This is a genomic window from Rhodococcus sp. IEGM 1381 (assembly GCF_030056795.1).
In the GTDB taxonomy this organism is placed as follows: domain Bacteria; phylum Actinomycetota; class Actinomycetes; order Mycobacteriales; family Mycobacteriaceae; genus Rhodococcoides.
In genome coordinates this window covers 42,878-57,868 of the sequence record NZ_JASHKQ010000013.1, presented here as the reverse complement: position 1 = coordinate 57,868, position 14,991 = coordinate 42,878, and the positions used below count along the sequence as shown (strand labels likewise).

The window sequence follows — 14,991 nt, the reverse complement described above, 5'->3', positions numbered from 1 at the left end:
CGAAGGACAGATCAGAAGTAGTTCTTCATCACCGACGCCACCCAGGTCGGCTCGGTCACGTCCGCACGCTTCGGAACCATGGACTGCAGGAACGGTTCGACGTCGAGGACAGGTGAACCATCGATCGCGTCGAGACCCCGGACTCGGATGCGCAGTCCGTCGACGTCGACGATCTCGCACCGCGACACTCCGAGATGGTTGGGCCGGTCCTTGACGCGTTGGGCGAGGATTCCCACCCGAGGAAGCGTCATGTCACCGCGGGGGTGGCGCGAGCCGATGGTCGTCGCGGCCGGATCGAACGATTCCGATCGGCGACACATCGAAAGTCATCTCGTTCCCTGCCCCTAGTTCGGATCCAGTGCGATTCCGGTCATCACCTTCACGCCCACGGCCAGTGCTCGCTCGTCGAGATCGAACGTGGGCTGATGAATGTCGAGTTGAGGGCCGGTACCGGGCCAGACGCCCAGCCGAGCCATCGCCCCCGGCACCCTTTCCAGGTACCACGAGAAGTCCTCGCCGCCACCGGACTGCGCGGTATCGGCGAGGGCCGTCGGCCCCACCCGCTCGATCGCCTTCTCGAAGGTGTGCGTGGACGCTGGGTCGTTGACCACGGGAGGCACGCCTCGTCGGTAGTGCAACTCGAATTGCACCCCGGTGGGTGCGAGCAATCCGGTGACGATCTCGCGGACCAACGGTTCGAGCAAGGCCCAGGTCTCGTGATCGCCGGTGCGGACGGTACCGGTCAGCATGCCGGTCTGCGGAATGGCGTTGGGGGCCTGGCCCGCCACCACCGCTCCCCACACCATGACCGTGCTGGTCCGGGGATCGATGCGCCTGCTGAGCATCCCGGGCAGGCCGGTGATGACCGTGCCGAGGGCGTACACGAGATCCGTCGTCAGGTGCGGCCGCGACGTGTGACCGCCGGGTGAGTCCAGCCGCAGCTCGACGGTGTCGGCGGCGGAGGTGATGGCCCCGACACGTACGCCGACCTGACCGACCTCGAGCCGCGGATCACAGTGCAGCGCAAAGATCTTGGTGACACCGTCGAGCGCTCCCGCGGCCACTGCGTCGAGCGCACCCCCGGGCATGACCTCCTCGGCGGGCTGAAAGATCAGGCGCACGCCGTACTGCAGGTCCGGCAGGGACGCCAGCGCCAGCCCGGTCGCGAGCAACACCGTGGTGTGCGCGTCGTGGCCGCAGGCGTGCGACACCCCGGGCACAGTCGACGAATACGCCGCGCCGGTCTTCTCGTGCAGCGGCAGGGCGTCCATGTCTGCCCGCAACGCGACACGAGGACCGTCGGGTCCGATGTCACAGATCAACCCCGTTCCGCCGGGGAGGGGCTTGGGTGACAGACCCGCTGCTTCCAGTTGTTCGATCACAAATGCGGTGGTGCCGAATTCGCGTCGAGCGAGTTCCGGGTTGGCGTGAATGTGCCGCCGCCACAGTGCCAGATCTGCAGTGTGCGACTGGATCCACCGATCGATCTCGGCCTCACGAGAGTTCACAGCTGCCCAGCCGATCGGGCACTCACGCCGTCGAGCAGGCGGGCCCGAGTGCTGGGATCGGCTGCAGCACGCGCAGCAGTTCTGGCCAGACCGAGGGCTCCGTCGCGCAATGCTCGGTCGGCGGACTCGGTGACGCACGCAGCGGCGAACTCAGGCTGATGCGTCACCGCCCCGCCTGCGTCGAGCCCGACGACGGGATGGATACCGGGTAGAACATTCGTCACGTTTCCCATGTCTGTGCTGCCCAACGGGCGAAATCCTTCCAAATCCGGAGCCAACGGCGATCGGCCCAACGCTTCGATCTCCTGACGAAAAGCCGCAACCAGCCACGAATCCGGCGTCAACGCCGCGTATGTCGGTGACACCGTACGAATCTCGTGAGTACACCCGGTGGCGAGTGCCCCGGCCTCGAAACACGCGAACGCCTTGGTTCTCAGCGCCTCGAGCGACTCCGTGGTGTTCGCCCGCAGGTAGTAGAGCAACTCGGCATGGCCGGGAACGATGTTCGGCGCCGCCCCGCCGTCGCTGACGATGCCGTGGAACTGCTGACCGGGCGCCAGATGCTGACGCAGCAGACCGAGCGCCACCTGGCTGATGGTGACCGCATCGCCAGCGTTGATTCCCCACTCGGGAGCGGCCGACGCGTGCGCGGCGCGGCCGGTGAACTTCACGGCGACGTCGGCCAGAGCCAGCGAGGTCGCACCGACGATGTCGAAGGGTCCGGGGTGGACCATCAGCGCCGCGCCGATGCCGTCGAACACTCCGCGCTCGAGCATCAGCACCTTGCCTCCGCCGGTCTCTTCGGCCGGGGTGCCGAGCACTCGGACGGTGATGCCAAGAGAGTCGGCGACCGGAGCGAGCGCAAGCGCAGCCCCCACCGCGGAACCCGCAATGATGTTGTGCCCGCACGCATGACCGATCTCGGGCAGCGCGTCGTACTCCGCACAGATCCCGATCACCAGGTCGCCGCTACCGAACGACGCGGTGAACGCGGTGTCCATGCCTGCGACGGCCGTCTCGACCTCGAAATCGTGGGCTCGGAGCGTGTCGAGAATCTTGGCGACACTGCGATGTTCCTCGAACGCCAGCTCCGGTTCCGCGTGAATCGAGTGCGAGAGCGCGACCACTTCGTCCGTGGCGGTGGCGAGGGCGCGGTCCATTGCCTCGCCGACCGCAGCGCTGTTCGATTCGTCGATCACGAGAGACAGTGTGTCACTAGCGCGGCCGATAGTCGGAACGGCTGTGCCGAGTTGCGGAAAGAGACGGGGCTTCTACTTTCCGAAGCTGAAGTTGCTGTCGTCGGTGGCGGTGTTCAACGCGGCCAGCAGATCCACGTGAATACGACTCTTGATCCCCGCCAGGTTCGCGCCGCGGGTGCTGGTCAGTGCTGCGGCCTTGGCGACCGCGTCGGAGACCAGCGATTCCTCGGGAGCCGTCGACTCGACTATTCCCGCGGCCTGCGCGTCGGCACCGCCGTAGCGGCGTCCGGTCGTCATCGCGTCGACAGCGGTCTGTTTGGGCAACCGGGAGTTGATCAGTGCGGACATTCCGACGGTGAACGGCATGTTCAGGTTGACCTCGGGCAAGCAGTAGAAACCGCGATCGACGCGTTGGATGCGGAAGTCGTGCGAGGTGGCGAACATTGCGCCCGCCCCGAACGCGTGCCCCTGCACCGCGGCGACGGTAGCCATCGGAAACGAGAGGAGCCGGGTGTAGAGCGTGTGCACGCGGTCGAGGTACCAGGTGATCTTGTCCAGGTTGGCGAAGAGCCAATCGGTGTCGAGACCGTTGGTGTAGAACTTGCCCGCCGACGTGGTGACCAGCGCCGCCGGACCGGTCGCCGCCTCGACCTCGTCGAGCAACGCGTGGACGGCGTCGATCCAGTCCGGGTGGAACCGATTCTCCGGATTGTTCGCACCGTCCTGGGCACCGAGGAACAGGATGTGGACGTCGCCGTCGCGTTCGAGATAGGGCATGCAGCGGATACTACTCGGGGGTAACTTGCTGGTGGCAACCTCCATCGGTCGCACATCCATCGCGCCGATCTCCTACTGTTGATCATCGTGGCAATCACCGACGCACATGAGACCGACCCCGTGACCGACCCCGAGGGGGCCGCGCGCACCGCCGCCGACGCTCTCGCCGCGGCAACCGGAGTCGACACCCATTCCGTGGCCATCGTCCTCGGCTCCGGCTGGCAGGCTGCAGCCGATGTCTTCGGCTCCCCCACCGCGACCGTGCGAATGGCAGACCTGCCCGGTTTCGCGCCGCCGTCGGCTTCGGGTCACTCGGGCACCATCACCTCGGTGGACGTCGGTGGTACCCACACCCTGCTGCTGCAGGGCCGCACCCACGCCTACGAAGGTCACGACCTACGACGCGTCGTGCACCCCGTGCGCACCGCGATCGCCGCAGGCGCGACGACCGTCGTGCTGACCAACGCCGCAGGCGGAATCCGCGAAGGCATGAGCGTCGGGCAGCCCGTCCTGATTTCCGACCACCTCAACCTCACCGCACGTTCGCCTCTCGTCGGTGCCGAGTTCGTGGATCTGGTCGACGCGTACTCCCCTGAACTCCGCGCTCTTGCAGCCGAGATCGATCCGTCGCTCGAAGACGGCGTCTACGCGGGTCTGCCCGGTCCCCACTACGAGACGCCTGCCGAGATCCGAATGCTGCGCACTCTCGGAGCAGACCTCGTGGGTATGTCGACGGTGCACGAGACGATCGCCGCGAGGGCGAAGGGCGCTCGAGTCCTCGGCATCTCGCTGGTCACCAATCTTGCGGCCGGAATGACCGGCGAGCACCTGAACCACACCGAAGTGCTCGCCGCCGGTAAGGATTCCGCTGCCCGGATGGGTGCCTTGCTGCACGAATTGGTTACTCGACTGTGACCGAGGAGCTCGCCGAACGTGTACAGCGCTGGATCGCCGGCGACCCGGACCCCGCTACCCGCGAGGAACTTCACGGCCTGTCCGATGCCGAGCTCACCGATCGGTTCAGCGGCCCACTGACGTTCGGCACGGCGGGCTTGAGAGGACCGGTACGCGCAGGACCGAACGGCATGAACGTGGCGGTGGTGGTGAAGACCACCGCCGGTATCGCAGCATGGTTGATCGAGAAGGGCCTCGGCGGGTCGACCGTCGTCGTCGGTCGCGACGCCAGAACCGGCTCCGAACAGTTCGCTTTCGCGGCTGCGGAAACCCTGTCCGCTCAGGGCTTCTCGGTGGTGTTGCTGCCTCGACCACTCCCGACTCCCGTCGTCGCCTTTGCGGTACGGGCCCTCGGTGCCGAGCTCGGCGTGCAGATCACAGCGTCACACAACCCCGCGGCGGACAACGGCTACAAGGTGTACCTCCGCGGCGGCTCGCAACTGATCCCGCCGAGTGACGCGGAGATCGAGGCGCTGATCGCCGCCACCGGCGACGCGGTCGACGTTCCCCGTTCGATCGTCGAACCCAGCGGTACCGACATCGCTGCGCGCTACCTCGATTCGGTTGTTGCACTGCCTCGTTCGACGCGCCGAGATATTCGCATCGCCCTCACGGCACTGCACGGCGTCGGCGGCGAGCTGGCCACCGCTGCGCTGCGTGGAGCAGGGTTCCGCGACGTCCAGGTGGTCGAGGAACAATTCGAGCCCGACCCCACGTTCCCCACCGTCACGTTCCCCAACCCCGAGGAGCCGGGCGCTGCCGATGCGGTGCTGGCTCTCGCGGCCGAGATCGATGCCGATATCGCGATCGCCCTCGACCCCGATGCCGATCGTTGTGCAGTCGGAGTTCCGGGGCCGGACGGTTGGCGAATGCTGACCGGGGACCAGACCGGAGCCCTGCTCGCGAACTATCTGCTGAGCGATTCGACGGCCGACCCGTTGGTGGCCAACACCATCGTCTCGTCGCAGCTGCTCTCCGCGCTCGCTCCGGCGCGTGGTGCCCGCTATGCCCGCACCCTGACCGGTTTCAAGTGGTTGGTCCGCGCCGGCGACGGCCTCGTGTACGCATACGAGGAAGCAATCGGGCACTGCGTCGATCCGAATGTGGTACGCGACAAGGACGGCATCTCGGCGGCGGTGGTGCTCGCGGATCTGGCCGCCGGACTGAAACTGGACCGCCGCACGCTCCTCGACGTACTCGACGACCTCGCGGTCGAGTTCGGTGTGCACCTGGGTTCACAGGTGTCGCGGCGGGTCGAGGACCTCGCCGAGATCGGGAACATGATGCGCAGGTTGCGTACCGAACCGCCGACTCACCTGGCGGGCCGCCCTGTGGCCATACTGGACTACGCCGACCGCGACGACGAATTGCGTACCGACGCAGTCGAGATCGGCGGATCGGGGCTACGGGTGATCGTGCGGCCGTCCGGTACCGAACCCAAACTCAAGGCCTATCTCGAAGTTGTCGAGCAGGTCGACAACCGAGACGACCTGACGAGAGCGCGGGCGACGGCGGGCGAGCTGCTGGCCGAGCTGACAACCTTCGCCCAGCAGCTCTAGACGCGGCGGACGCCAGGAGTCAAAACAGCGCCGATTGCACCGCGGGCAGGTCAGAGGTGAAGGCACCGAGTTCTATTCGCCGACCCTTGAGTGCTGCCAGATCCACGACGTAGGTGTCGTCGTCCACGGTGGCGATCACCGCCTGCCCGACGCATGTCCTGATCGCGAGTCCGTGAGACCCGGTCGCGACATCCGCGGGGTAGGCGACGCGACTGACGTTCTCGCTCAACGCTTCACGCCCAACAGGAGGCGTCCACCGGTCGTCGATCGGGGTGCACCCTGCGATGCCCGCGCCGGTCAACATCTCGCGGACCTGTGCTGCGCGGCGGGCGGTGGCGGCGTCGAGCTTCTCGACGTCGATCGGAAGACACAGCGAGGCCGCTTTCGCCGCGGATCGCACTGCTTGCCGAAGCCCCATCGACTCGGTCACGAGATCCTCGGCCACCCGAACGGCTTTCCCATCGTCGGCGTGGGCGACGTACCGCGCACTGATGGCACCCTGCTCGGCGAGCCGGCCCCACTTGCGCGTGTCGGCAGCCGTGCCGATCTTGAACGCTCCGTTGGCGAAAGCAGCTAGATAGAGCCAATGTGGCTGCATGACATGCTTTTCCAGATCACGCGAGACGAAACCGCTGCGATGCACGGTGTGCACGAACCTGAAGCTGTCCTTACCGGCGCACGTCTCGCACTGCCCCGACCCGACAGCCCGCTCCCGGCCGGGGCACGGAACGTAGCGCGGTGGACCGTCGGCCCGGAAGGCCGTTCGCCCGGTGCAGTAGCGATCGGTCGAGGCACCCAGCGCACGGAAACCGAGCCTGCGCCCGACCAATTCGTGGAACTCGATCTGCTCGGTGTCGATATCGAGTACCCGCAGCTGTGGAGATGGCATCAGGAGTGGAGCTTGCGGAACGTCCGTTGGCGTCGGCGATGCATTCGAGGGCCAGGAGACCCCGAGCACCAAGCGGGCGGCGGTAGCGGAGGTCAGCGCGGACCGAACTGACGATCGCCGGCGTCACCGAGGCCGGGGACGATGAACGCATTCTCGTTCAGGCCGTCGTCGATGCTCGCCGCCACCAATCGCACCGGCAGGCCCGAGGCTTCGAGCGCGGCAACACCTTCGGGAGCGGCCACGACGCAGATGGCCGTTACCTCCGCCGCACCGCGACCGACGAGCAGTTCGATCGTGTGCACCATGGAACCGCCGGTGGCCAGCATGGGATCGAGCACGTACACCGGCGTCTGCGACAGGTCGTCGGGCAAGGACTCCATGTAAGGAACGGGCTGGTGGGTCTCCTCGTCCCGGGCCATCCCCACGAAACCGACGCGGGACTGCGGGATGAGGCTGCTGGCCTTCTCGACCATGCCGAGACCTGCACGCAGTACCGGTACGAGCAACGGCGGTCGAGCCAGCCTGGTTCCTTCGGTCACGGCGACGGGGGTACGCACTTCGAAGGTGTCGATGGCGGCGTCTCGGGTGGCCTCGTAGACCAGCATGTGGGTGAGTTGACGAAGAGCCGTCCGGAACGTGGCGTTGTCGCTGCGCTCATCCCGCATCGTGGTGAGCAGAGCTGCGGCCAGTGGGTGGTCGACCACGTGTGTTTCCATGCCGTCCAGGATAGGACTTCGGGGGTCGGACGCGAACGGCAAGTCACGGGAACCGAATGGCGGGCATCCGCGTCGAACCAGTTGGGCGTCGCACTCGGCGGCTTACGAATCGATTGCTTTCTCAGGGGGCACTGATGGCCGAACTCGTCGTCGATACCGAGGGGGTCCTCGCATACGGTGCGGTGGCGTCGACCATGGCCCAACAGATCGCCGCAGCGGGTGCCGCCGCTGCTGCCTGCGGGCCCGCTGTGCTCGCACCGGTATTCGGCCTGATCGGACAGGAATTTCTCGGTGCTGCCGCCGGTACCCACCTGGCGCACACCGACGCCGTGGTGCGCTTGGCCGGGGCAGTGGCGAGCATCGGTTCCGCGGCCACGGCGTCGGCCGTGTCGTACGCCCTCACCGATGCCGGCACCGGCGCAACCGTCGCGGGCTCGGCTGCCGGTATCGCGCCGGACGCGCGGTAGCGGCCATGATCGATCTGTTGGCCCGTCCGATCGTCGATCTGCTCGGTGCCTTCGGCAACGGAGCGGTTCCCACCGGGGGTCCGGCCGACGTGCTTCGTGTGTCCTCGGCAGCGATCGAGGCAGCGCAGGGAGTCGGCAGGGTCGCGATCACCGAGCTCGCCGCGAATTGGAACGGTGAGGCCGCCGACGCCGCAATTCGGTACGCCGAGAACGCGCACTCGTCCGCGATCGCCCTCGTGGACCACGCCGACGACATCGCTGCCGTCGTCGATCAGGCCTGCCGCGATACCAATCAGGGTTTCCTCGAACTGCAGGCCATCGCGGCGTCGTTCGTGGGCATCGCACTCTCGGCCGGACCGATCATCGCTACACCGGTAGGGCAGACCATGCTGATCTCGGCAGCCATCGAGCACCTCGAGCGGGCTCTGGTTGTGATTGCCCGTGTTCGCGCCGAATTGGCCGCGCACACTGCGAAAGTCGGGGCACTCGCTGCTCCGCCGACGGTGCCCGCGCCCGTGGGCGGAGGGCCGGCTCCGGCCCCCGGATCCCCCTCGAATCTCATGACCTCACCTGCGACGTCGCAGGTGATCGAGGCCGGCGAGAAATTGGCGAAGACGTTCGCGCAGTCGTTGTCCTCCCCTGATACCGGAGCCGACGCGCCGGGTGGCGGTGGCGGTGGCGGTGGCGCACTGAACTATCTGGGTGATCCGGGCTCCGATTCTTCCCGGTCGACCGACAGCGCCGGTCGCGGTGTCGAGGTGCGGTTGCCCGACGGCAGTATCGTCACCGCACCGAACCCCGAGGCCGCCGGTGCCGTACGTAGTGCATTGACGCAACAGGGCGTGCCCTACGCGTGGGGCGGAACCACTCCGGGCAGCGGACTCGACTGCAGCGGATTGACGCAGTGGGCGTATTCGCAGCAGGGCGTCGAGATCCCCCGTCTGGCTCAGGAACAGGGAATCGGCTCGGCCGTGGCACCGGGTGAGGTGATGCCCGGCGACCTTGCGGTCTGGGACGGCCACGTGGCCATGGTCATCGGCAACGGCCAGCTGGTCGAAGCCGGAGATCCGGTGCAGGTCGGACCGATCCGAACGACCAACAGCGGTATGGGCTTCAAGGGCTTCTACCGTCCGACCGAATGAGAGCCGATCGAATGAAGGGCCAGACGATGACCGACTCCACCCTCACCGTCCTCAGCGCGGTATCGGGCACCAGATCGGGATCGGTGACAGTGCGCTCCACCGAACACGGGCTACCGATCGCAGTTGCCATCGACGAGCGCGAACTGCGTTACGGCGGAGGCGCATTGGCAACGACGATTCTGCAGCAATGCGAGCGAGCGAGCGCCGCAGCCCGCGCCCAGCGTCGTATCCTGCTGGCCGAGGACGGAGTTCCTGCCGACGTACTCGACCGCCTCGGACTACCCACGAGCGCCCGAGTGGCTGCCGCTGCGAACGAGCACCTGGCCGAGGACGTCGCACCCGCGAGTTGGCTGAGGCAGGCATGACCCACACGCACTCCACCGAACTCGACGCTCTGGTCGGCGGGGCCAGGCACCGGCTGGACACCCTGCGCGAGACTCACGAGCGACTGGACCGCATCAGGTTTCGAGTCACCTCTCCGGACAACCTGGTGACCGTCGTCGCCGATGGATCCGGTGCCATGGTCGAACTCGAACTCGCCGAGAACCTCGGATCGGTGACCGCTCGTGTACTCGCGTCGACGATCACCTCCGTGGCTGCCGAGGCCGCCGCTGGGGCACTCGACCACCGCGAAAGCATCCTGCAAAGTCTGCAAGCGTCGTTCACAGACTCCTGAGATAGGCTTCGCGCCATGGCTGGAGACATCATCCCGATCGAACTCGGTCTCACCGCCGGTGACTTCTCGACACTGTGGGCACCGGAGTGGCGAGAAGGCGACGACGAGTGGGAGGCATTCCTCGGACACGAGGAAGATCTGTATGGATTCTCGACCGTCGCAGAGCTCGCGGCGTTCGTCCGATCCGACGACGACAACGATCTCACCGACCATCCGTCGTGGCCGGTGGTCTCCGCTCTGGCGGCGTACGAGCTCGAGCCCGACGATCTGCATCACTTCGATCTGGTGTCGGTACCCGAGTTGGTGGCCTCGGACCCCGAAGCCGACGTCCTCGCCGAACTGCAGGCAACCTTCGACATCGTCGCCTCCATCGGCGATGTGTGCGAATTGCGCCCCGTCACAAGCTTTTTCGGAACCAATCCGTTCGTGGGGGCAGTCGGCGGAGGCGTCGAGAACTTCCTCGGCCGCGAGGGAGCCGAATTGTGGGATCGCATCGGAGCGGCGGTTGCCAAACACTGGGACGACGTGCTGGACGCGGTCGACTCCATCGTCACCTCCCCCGACGTCGACTCTGCTGCCGTTGCCGTAGCAGAAGCCGAGATCACAGCCGCGGCGGAGAATGCCGTGGACGCCGATGACGCCACGGACGACATCGACTCCGATTCCGACGACGAAGACGAAGACGAAGACGACAATTCCGACGCCGAGGATGTCGATCGTGATCCGATCGCCGCGGCGGCCGCCGAGGAGACGTTCTGGACCACTGTCGGGATCGATCCGATTCGCATCATCACCTCGGACGACACGCTGTACACCCTGCGTTGCTATCTCGGCGACAAACCGGTGTTCCTCGGCCGCGGCGGTGCGATCAGTGTGTTCGGCTCCGAGCGCTCGCTCGCCCGGTACCTGGCCGATGATCACGACCACGATCTGGCGCAGGTCAGCACGTACTCCGACATTCAGACTGCCGCTATCGACGGCTCGCTCGACATCGAAATCACCGACGACAACGTGTACGTGCTTCCCGGCCTTGCCGACGATCTCGCCGAGGGCCCGACTGCCGTCGATGCCGATCAGCTGGATCTGGCCGTCGAATTGTTCACCGATGCAGCCGAGTTCGCCGGTGACAACTCCGTCGAGGAGGCGCTCCCCACGTCCACGCCGTTGGGCTGGTACGTCTCGTACACACTCGAACCGAGCCCCGATCGGCTCGCTCCGAGCGCGCCGTTCGCCGTCGAGGCCGAAGCATGGCGCGCTCTCGAGCGCGAGTTCGAGGGCCGGCTCCGCAAGAAGTAGTGCCCGGCCTCGCACGCAGGATCAGCCGATCAGGACCGCATAACCGGGTTTGATGACGTCGTCGATCAGCGCCAGTCGCTCGTCGAACGGTAGAAACGCGGACTTCATCGCATTGATGGTGAACCGCTCCAGATCGCTCCAACCGTAGCCGAACGTCTCGACGAGCTTGACCATCTCGCGACTCATGGACGTGTCACTCATCAACCGGTTGTCCGTATTCACGGTGACCCGAAAGCGTAGGCGTGCAAGCAGATCGAACGGGTGTGTCGCCAAGGACTCGACCGCGCCGGTCTGCACGTTGGAGCTCGGGCAGAGTTCGAGCGGCATTCGGGTGTCACGCACGTATGCGGCCAGCAAACCGAGCGTAGGCGAGCCGTCGGCCTCGCGGGTGATGTCGTCGGTGATCCGAACTCCGTGACCGAGCCTGTCGGTCCCGCAGAACGCCACTGCTTCCTGAATCGACGGCAGACCGAACGCTTCGCCCGCGTGAATGGTGAAGTGCGCGTTGCTTGCTCGCATGTACTCGAAGGCATCGAGGTGGCGGCTGGGAGGGAAGCCCGCTTCGGCACCGGCGATGTCGAAGCCGACGACACCGCGATCGCGGAATCGAACCGTCAGCTCGGCGATCTCCCGCGACCGAGCCGCATGTCGCATCGCGGTGAGCAGGGTGCCGATCGTGATGTTCTTGCCTCGCACCTTGGCTGCGGAGATTCCCGCCTCGAAACCTGCGAGCGTGTGGGTGACGACCTCGTCGAGGGTCAGCCCGCGTTCGAGATGCTGCTCCGGGGCGAAGCGCACCTCGGCATAGACGACGCCGTCATCGGCAAGATCCTCGGCGCATTCGCGCGCTACTCGAAACAGTCCCTCGGGAGTCTGCATCACGGCCACCGTGTGCGCGAACGTCTCGAGGTAGCGCACGAGCGAGCCGCTGTCGGCGGACTCACGGAACCATTCGCCCAATGCGGCGCCGTCGGTGGCGGGGAGTCCGTCGTAGCCACACTCGTCGGCCAGTTCCAGCACGGTCTGCGGTCGAAGTCCGCCATCGAGGTGATCGTGCAGCAACGCCTTCGGAGCTGTCCTGATCGACGCGAGATCGAGTGGCGCACTGCCACCGATCGAAGACTGTGTGTTCTCCGTGGTGCTCATGTGTCGACGGTAGCGCGCAGCCCGTGCGTCCGCGCGTCCGCCGGAGCCCCTCGGCGAGTCCGCGGATTCCGGTGAACCCTGCTACTTCTGCGACCTATTTCGTTGCATTGTTACTCCGATGAAAACAATTCCGTCGATACACAGCGAATCGGCGACGGAAATCGTAGTGTTCATCCAACACACGCGACCGATTCTGTCGGGTCTCCTTCCGACGTCCTCGGTCGACTCGAACCTCGGAGAGACCTATGTCGATTGCGGAACCGCCGAACACCATTCCGGGTAAGGGACTCAACACCGGCGCTCTCGGGTTGGTCGGCAACATCGTCATCGGACTGTCGGCGGTGGCACCGGCATACAGTCTGGCCGCCACCCTCGGCTACGTCGTTCTGGCGGTCGGCGACAAAGCACCGTCGATGTTCCTCATCGCTTTCGTCCCGATGCTGCTCACGGCCTTCGCCTACCGAGAACTGGGACGCGACACCCCGGACTGCGGAACGTCGTTCACCTGGGGCACCAAGGCGTTCGGCCCGTGGGTCGGCTGGATGGCGGGATGGGGGCTGGCAGTCTCGGCGATCATTGTGCTCGCCAACGTTGCCGAGATCGCTGCCATCTATCTGTTCGAGTTCCTCGGCCTGTCGGACTTGGCGGAGTCGACTGCGGCCAAGGTCGCACTCGGTTCGTTCTTCATCGTCTCGATGACCTACGTCAGTTTTCGCGGCATCCTGATCAGCGAACGCATGCAGAACGTGCTGCTGGTCGTGCAGTTCGGTGTCCTCATCGGAGTGTCGGTGACGGCTCTGGTCAAGGTGGGGACCGGCACCGCCGGACCTCAGGCCATCACGCCCCAGTGGAGTTGGTTGGTTCCCACCGGGGTGACGATGTCCGACGCGGCCCAGGCCATCATCCTGTGCATCTTCATCTACTGGGGATGGGACGCCTGCCTGGCCGTCGGCGAGGAAACGAAGGATTCGGAGAAGACGCCGGGACGCGCCGCGGTGATCACCACGCTGATCCTCGTCGCCACGTACGTTCTCGTCGGATACGCCGTGCAGTCGTTCGCCGGCTTCGGCGATACCGGCATCGGCCTGAACAATCCGGACAACGTCGACGACGTGCTCACCATTCTCGGAGATCCCGTCGCCGGCTCGATCGTGGCGTCCTTGCTGTTGCTGACCGTCTCGATCTCGGCACTGTCCTCTACTCAGACGACCATTCTGCCCACGGCCCGAGGAACCCTGTCGATGGCTGTGTACGAGGCTATTCCGAAGCGGTTCGCCAGCGTGCACCCCAAGTACATGACCCCCGGCTTCGGCACGCTCGTGATGGGGGCCGCGGCCCTGCTGTTCTACCTGGTGCTCACCTTCGTCAGCGCCAACGCGCTGCAGGATTCGGTGGCGTCGCTCGGGCTCGCGGTCGCGTTCTACTACGGCATCACCGCGTATGCGTGCACCTGGTACTTCCGCCGCACGCTGCTGACGTCCGTCCGAAACCTGTTCATGCGCGGCATCTTTCCGTTACTCGGTGGACTGTCGATGACGTGGGCGTTCGTGCAGAGCGCAATCGACATGATCAAGCCCGACTACGGTTACACCGTCTACGGTCCGATCGGCGGAGTGTTCGTCCTCGGCGTCGGCATGCTGGTACTCGGAATCCCGCTGATGCTGCTGTGCTTCGTGGGCAACAAGGACTTCTTCCAGGGCAAGACACTCACCGCGTCCACCGAAGTCAAGGTTCCGGACACTTACTAGAAGAGAAGGACCGAAACTCATGAAGATCACCGTCGGCTACCTCGCCACTCCCAGCGGCGACGACGGCGTAGCCCTGGCCATCGCCCTCGCTCGTGCCCTCGACGCCTCAATCGACATCGTGCTGGTCGTGTCCGTGGACGAACCGGTCATGGAAGGCAGCGGCCCGTACCGAAAAGTGCTGGAGGCGAAAGCGAAGGGTTGGGTGGACGACGCCGCTGCCCAGGTCCCGTCGGACATCGCGGTTACCACCCATGTGCTCTCGCACGAGTCTTTCGCCCGGGCCCTCATCGACTTCGCGGTACAGACCGATGCCGACATGATCGTCGTCGGCGGCGCGGGCGACGGTCTGCTGAATCGGCATTCGATCGGGTCGGTTGCCGGTCAGCTTCTGCACGCCTCCGAAGTGCCGCTGGCACTCGCACCTCGGGGCTACCGGCTCTCCGACGCTCCGATCACCGACCTCACCGTCGCTGTCCCCACCCGGGCATCGGCCCCGAATCCGTTGCCGTTCGCGATCGCTCTTGCCAGCGCCGCACACGTGCCGGTCCGGTTGGTGTCGCTGGTGTCTCTCGAACCGACCGGAGCACCGAGCGACGAGACCTCCCTCGACACGCGTCGACGACAGGTCGCCGCCGCGCAGGAGAATCTCGAGCATGCGGCCCGCACTCTCCCCGACATCGACGGCTTGCAGTCGATCGTCGCCGACGGGTCTTCGTTGGACGAGGCCATGGGCAACCTCGACTGGAAGCCGGGCGACGTGCTGTTCCTCGGATCGAGTGGATTGGCAAGCCCCAAGCGGGTATTCCTCGGATCGAGTGCGGCCAAGATACTGCGGGCCGCCCCGGTGCCCGTGGTCGTCGTTCCGCACGAGTAGTGCCAAGGCAGTGGTGCGGTCGAGTGCCGTGGGCAGCACT

Annotated in this window: 16 protein-coding genes; 9 read left to right on the top strand and 7 right to left on the bottom strand. The window is 66.0% G+C overall.

The genetic code is table 11. From position 1 onward, the window contains the following. Positions 1 to 11: 11 nt before the first annotated feature. The 4 genes from QM797_RS21045 to QM797_RS21030 form a co-directional block, all read right to left on the bottom strand. On the bottom strand, positions 12 to 320 hold the full coding sequence (locus QM797_RS21045; RefSeq protein ID WP_283277601.1) for a TrmO family methyltransferase domain-containing protein: 309 nt from the start codon (positions 318 to 320) through the stop codon (positions 12 to 14). A 24-nt stretch (positions 321 to 344) separates the two neighbouring features. Next, complete coding sequence (locus QM797_RS21040) at positions 345 to 1,508, bottom strand: M20 family metallopeptidase (protein ID WP_283277600.1); 1,164 nt, start codon at positions 1,506 to 1,508, stop codon at positions 345 to 347. After that, the gene (locus tag QM797_RS21035; protein WP_283277656.1) at positions 1,505 to 2,668 is read right to left on the bottom strand and encodes a M20 family metallopeptidase; all 1,164 of its coding nucleotides are present in this window, start codon (positions 2,666 to 2,668) and stop codon (positions 1,505 to 1,507) included. Before QM797_RS21035 ends, QM797_RS21040 begins: the two co-directional genes overlap by 4 nt. A gap of 111 nt (positions 2,669 to 2,779) precedes the next feature. After that, complete coding sequence (locus QM797_RS21030) at positions 2,780 to 3,484, bottom strand: enoyl-CoA hydratase/isomerase family protein (RefSeq protein ID WP_283277599.1); 705 nt, start codon at positions 3,482 to 3,484, stop codon at positions 2,780 to 2,782. Between the two features lie 93 nt (positions 3,485 to 3,577). Between QM797_RS21030 and QM797_RS21025 the strand changes: the two genes are divergently transcribed. Together QM797_RS21025 and QM797_RS21020 are read left to right on the top strand one after the other, a co-directional pair. After that, complete coding sequence (locus QM797_RS21025; protein ID WP_283277655.1) at positions 3,578 to 4,399, top strand: purine-nucleoside phosphorylase; 822 nt, start codon at positions 3,578 to 3,580, stop codon at positions 4,397 to 4,399. After that, positions 4,396 to 5,997: a phospho-sugar mutase gene (locus QM797_RS21020; protein ID WP_283277598.1), complete on the top strand. Its 1,602-nt coding sequence runs from the start codon at positions 4,396 to 4,398 to the stop codon at positions 5,995 to 5,997. The genes QM797_RS21025 and QM797_RS21020 overlap by 4 nt, the downstream gene beginning before the upstream one ends. 19 nt (positions 5,998 to 6,016) lie before the next feature. Here QM797_RS21020 and QM797_RS21015 read toward each other — a convergent pair whose 3' ends face one another. Beyond that, the gene (locus QM797_RS21015) at positions 6,017 to 6,886 is read right to left on the bottom strand and encodes a DUF2797 domain-containing protein (RefSeq protein ID WP_283277597.1); all 870 of its coding nucleotides are present in this window, start codon (positions 6,884 to 6,886) and stop codon (positions 6,017 to 6,019) included. A gap of 92 nt (positions 6,887 to 6,978) precedes the next feature. Continuing rightward, the gene (gene upp, locus QM797_RS21010) at positions 6,979 to 7,602 is read right to left on the bottom strand and encodes a uracil phosphoribosyltransferase (protein WP_283277596.1); all 624 of its coding nucleotides are present in this window, start codon (positions 7,600 to 7,602) and stop codon (positions 6,979 to 6,981) included. A 134-nt stretch (positions 7,603 to 7,736) separates the two neighbouring features. Here upp and QM797_RS21005 point away from each other — a divergent pair, with 134 nt between their 5' ends. From QM797_RS21005 to QM797_RS20985, 5 genes are read left to right on the top strand one after another with little or no spacing between them, the layout of a single operon-like run. Then, entirely contained in the window at positions 7,737 to 8,069 is a 333-nt protein-coding gene (locus QM797_RS21005) for a type VII secretion target (RefSeq protein WP_283277595.1), read from the top strand. Between the two features lie 5 nt (positions 8,070 to 8,074). Next, entirely contained in the window at positions 8,075 to 9,211 is a 1,137-nt protein-coding gene (locus QM797_RS21000) for a C40 family peptidase (RefSeq protein ID WP_283277594.1), read from the top strand. Next, positions 9,208 to 9,576 carry a hypothetical protein gene (locus tag QM797_RS20995; protein ID WP_283277593.1) on the top strand — a complete coding sequence of 123 codons (369 nt, stop codon included), beginning with the start codon at positions 9,208 to 9,210 and terminating at the stop codon, positions 9,574 to 9,576. Before QM797_RS21000 ends, QM797_RS20995 begins: the two co-directional genes overlap by 4 nt. Beyond that, a complete protein-coding gene (locus QM797_RS20990) occupies positions 9,573 to 9,887 on the top strand; it encodes a YbaB/EbfC family nucleoid-associated protein (RefSeq protein ID WP_283277592.1) in 315 nt (104 codons plus the stop codon). The genes QM797_RS20995 and QM797_RS20990 overlap by 4 nt, the downstream gene beginning before the upstream one ends. 15 nt (positions 9,888 to 9,902) lie before the next feature. Continuing rightward, positions 9,903 to 11,183 carry a SatS C-terminal domain-containing protein gene (locus tag QM797_RS20985; protein ID WP_283277591.1) on the top strand — a complete coding sequence of 427 codons (1,281 nt, stop codon included), beginning with the start codon at positions 9,903 to 9,905 and terminating at the stop codon, positions 11,181 to 11,183. 21 nt (positions 11,184 to 11,204) lie between these two features. On the opposite strand, the gene QM797_RS20980 is transcribed toward QM797_RS20985, so the two are convergent. Next, complete coding sequence (locus QM797_RS20980; RefSeq protein ID WP_283277590.1) at positions 11,205 to 12,329, bottom strand: adenosine deaminase; 1,125 nt, start codon at positions 12,327 to 12,329, stop codon at positions 11,205 to 11,207. Positions 12,330 to 12,574: 245 nt separating this feature from the next. Here QM797_RS20980 and QM797_RS20975 point away from each other — a divergent pair, with 245 nt between their 5' ends. Further along, positions 12,575 to 14,077 carry an APC family permease gene (locus tag QM797_RS20975; protein WP_283277589.1) on the top strand — a complete coding sequence of 501 codons (1,503 nt, stop codon included), beginning with the start codon at positions 12,575 to 12,577 and terminating at the stop codon, positions 14,075 to 14,077. Positions 14,078 to 14,096: 19 nt separating this feature from the next. Continuing rightward, positions 14,097 to 14,951: a universal stress protein gene (locus QM797_RS20970; RefSeq protein WP_283277588.1), complete on the top strand. Its 855-nt coding sequence runs from the start codon at positions 14,097 to 14,099 to the stop codon at positions 14,949 to 14,951. Positions 14,952 to 14,991: the final 40 nt, after the last annotated feature.

Coding starts and splice junctions, on each gene's coding strand:
- QM797_RS20990 (WP_283277592.1), top strand. CDS start 9,573: ATGACCCACACGCACTCCACCGAACTCGACGCTCTGGTCGGCGGGGCC.
- QM797_RS20970 (WP_283277588.1), top strand. CDS start 14,097: ATGAAGATCACCGTCGGCTACCTCGCCACTCCCAGCGGCGACGACGGC.
- QM797_RS20985 (WP_283277591.1), top strand. CDS start 9,903: ATGGCTGGAGACATCATCCCGATCGAACTCGGTCTCACCGCCGGTGAC.
- QM797_RS21000 (WP_283277594.1), top strand. CDS start 8,075: ATGATCGATCTGTTGGCCCGTCCGATCGTCGATCTGCTCGGTGCCTTC.
- upp (WP_283277596.1), bottom strand. CDS start 7,602: ATGGAAACACACGTGGTCGACCACCCACTGGCCGCAGCTCTGCTCACC.
- QM797_RS21030 (WP_283277599.1), bottom strand. CDS start 3,484: ATGCCCTATCTCGAACGCGACGGCGACGTCCACATCCTGTTCCTCGGT.
- QM797_RS21035 (WP_283277656.1), bottom strand. CDS start 2,668: ATGGACCGCGCCCTCGCCACCGCCACGGACGAAGTGGTCGCGCTCTCG.
- QM797_RS20975 (WP_283277589.1), top strand. CDS start 12,575: ATGTCGATTGCGGAACCGCCGAACACCATTCCGGGTAAGGGACTCAAC.
- QM797_RS20980 (WP_283277590.1), bottom strand. CDS start 12,329: ATGAGCACCACGGAGAACACACAGTCTTCGATCGGTGGCAGTGCGCCA.
- QM797_RS21005 (WP_283277595.1), top strand. CDS start 7,737: ATGGCCGAACTCGTCGTCGATACCGAGGGGGTCCTCGCATACGGTGCG.
- QM797_RS21045 (WP_283277601.1), bottom strand. CDS start 320: ATGTGTCGCCGATCGGAATCGTTCGATCCGGCCGCGACGACCATCGGC.
- QM797_RS20995 (WP_283277593.1), top strand. CDS start 9,208: ATGAGAGCCGATCGAATGAAGGGCCAGACGATGACCGACTCCACCCTC.
- QM797_RS21015 (WP_283277597.1), bottom strand. CDS start 6,886: ATGCCATCTCCACAGCTGCGGGTACTCGATATCGACACCGAGCAGATC.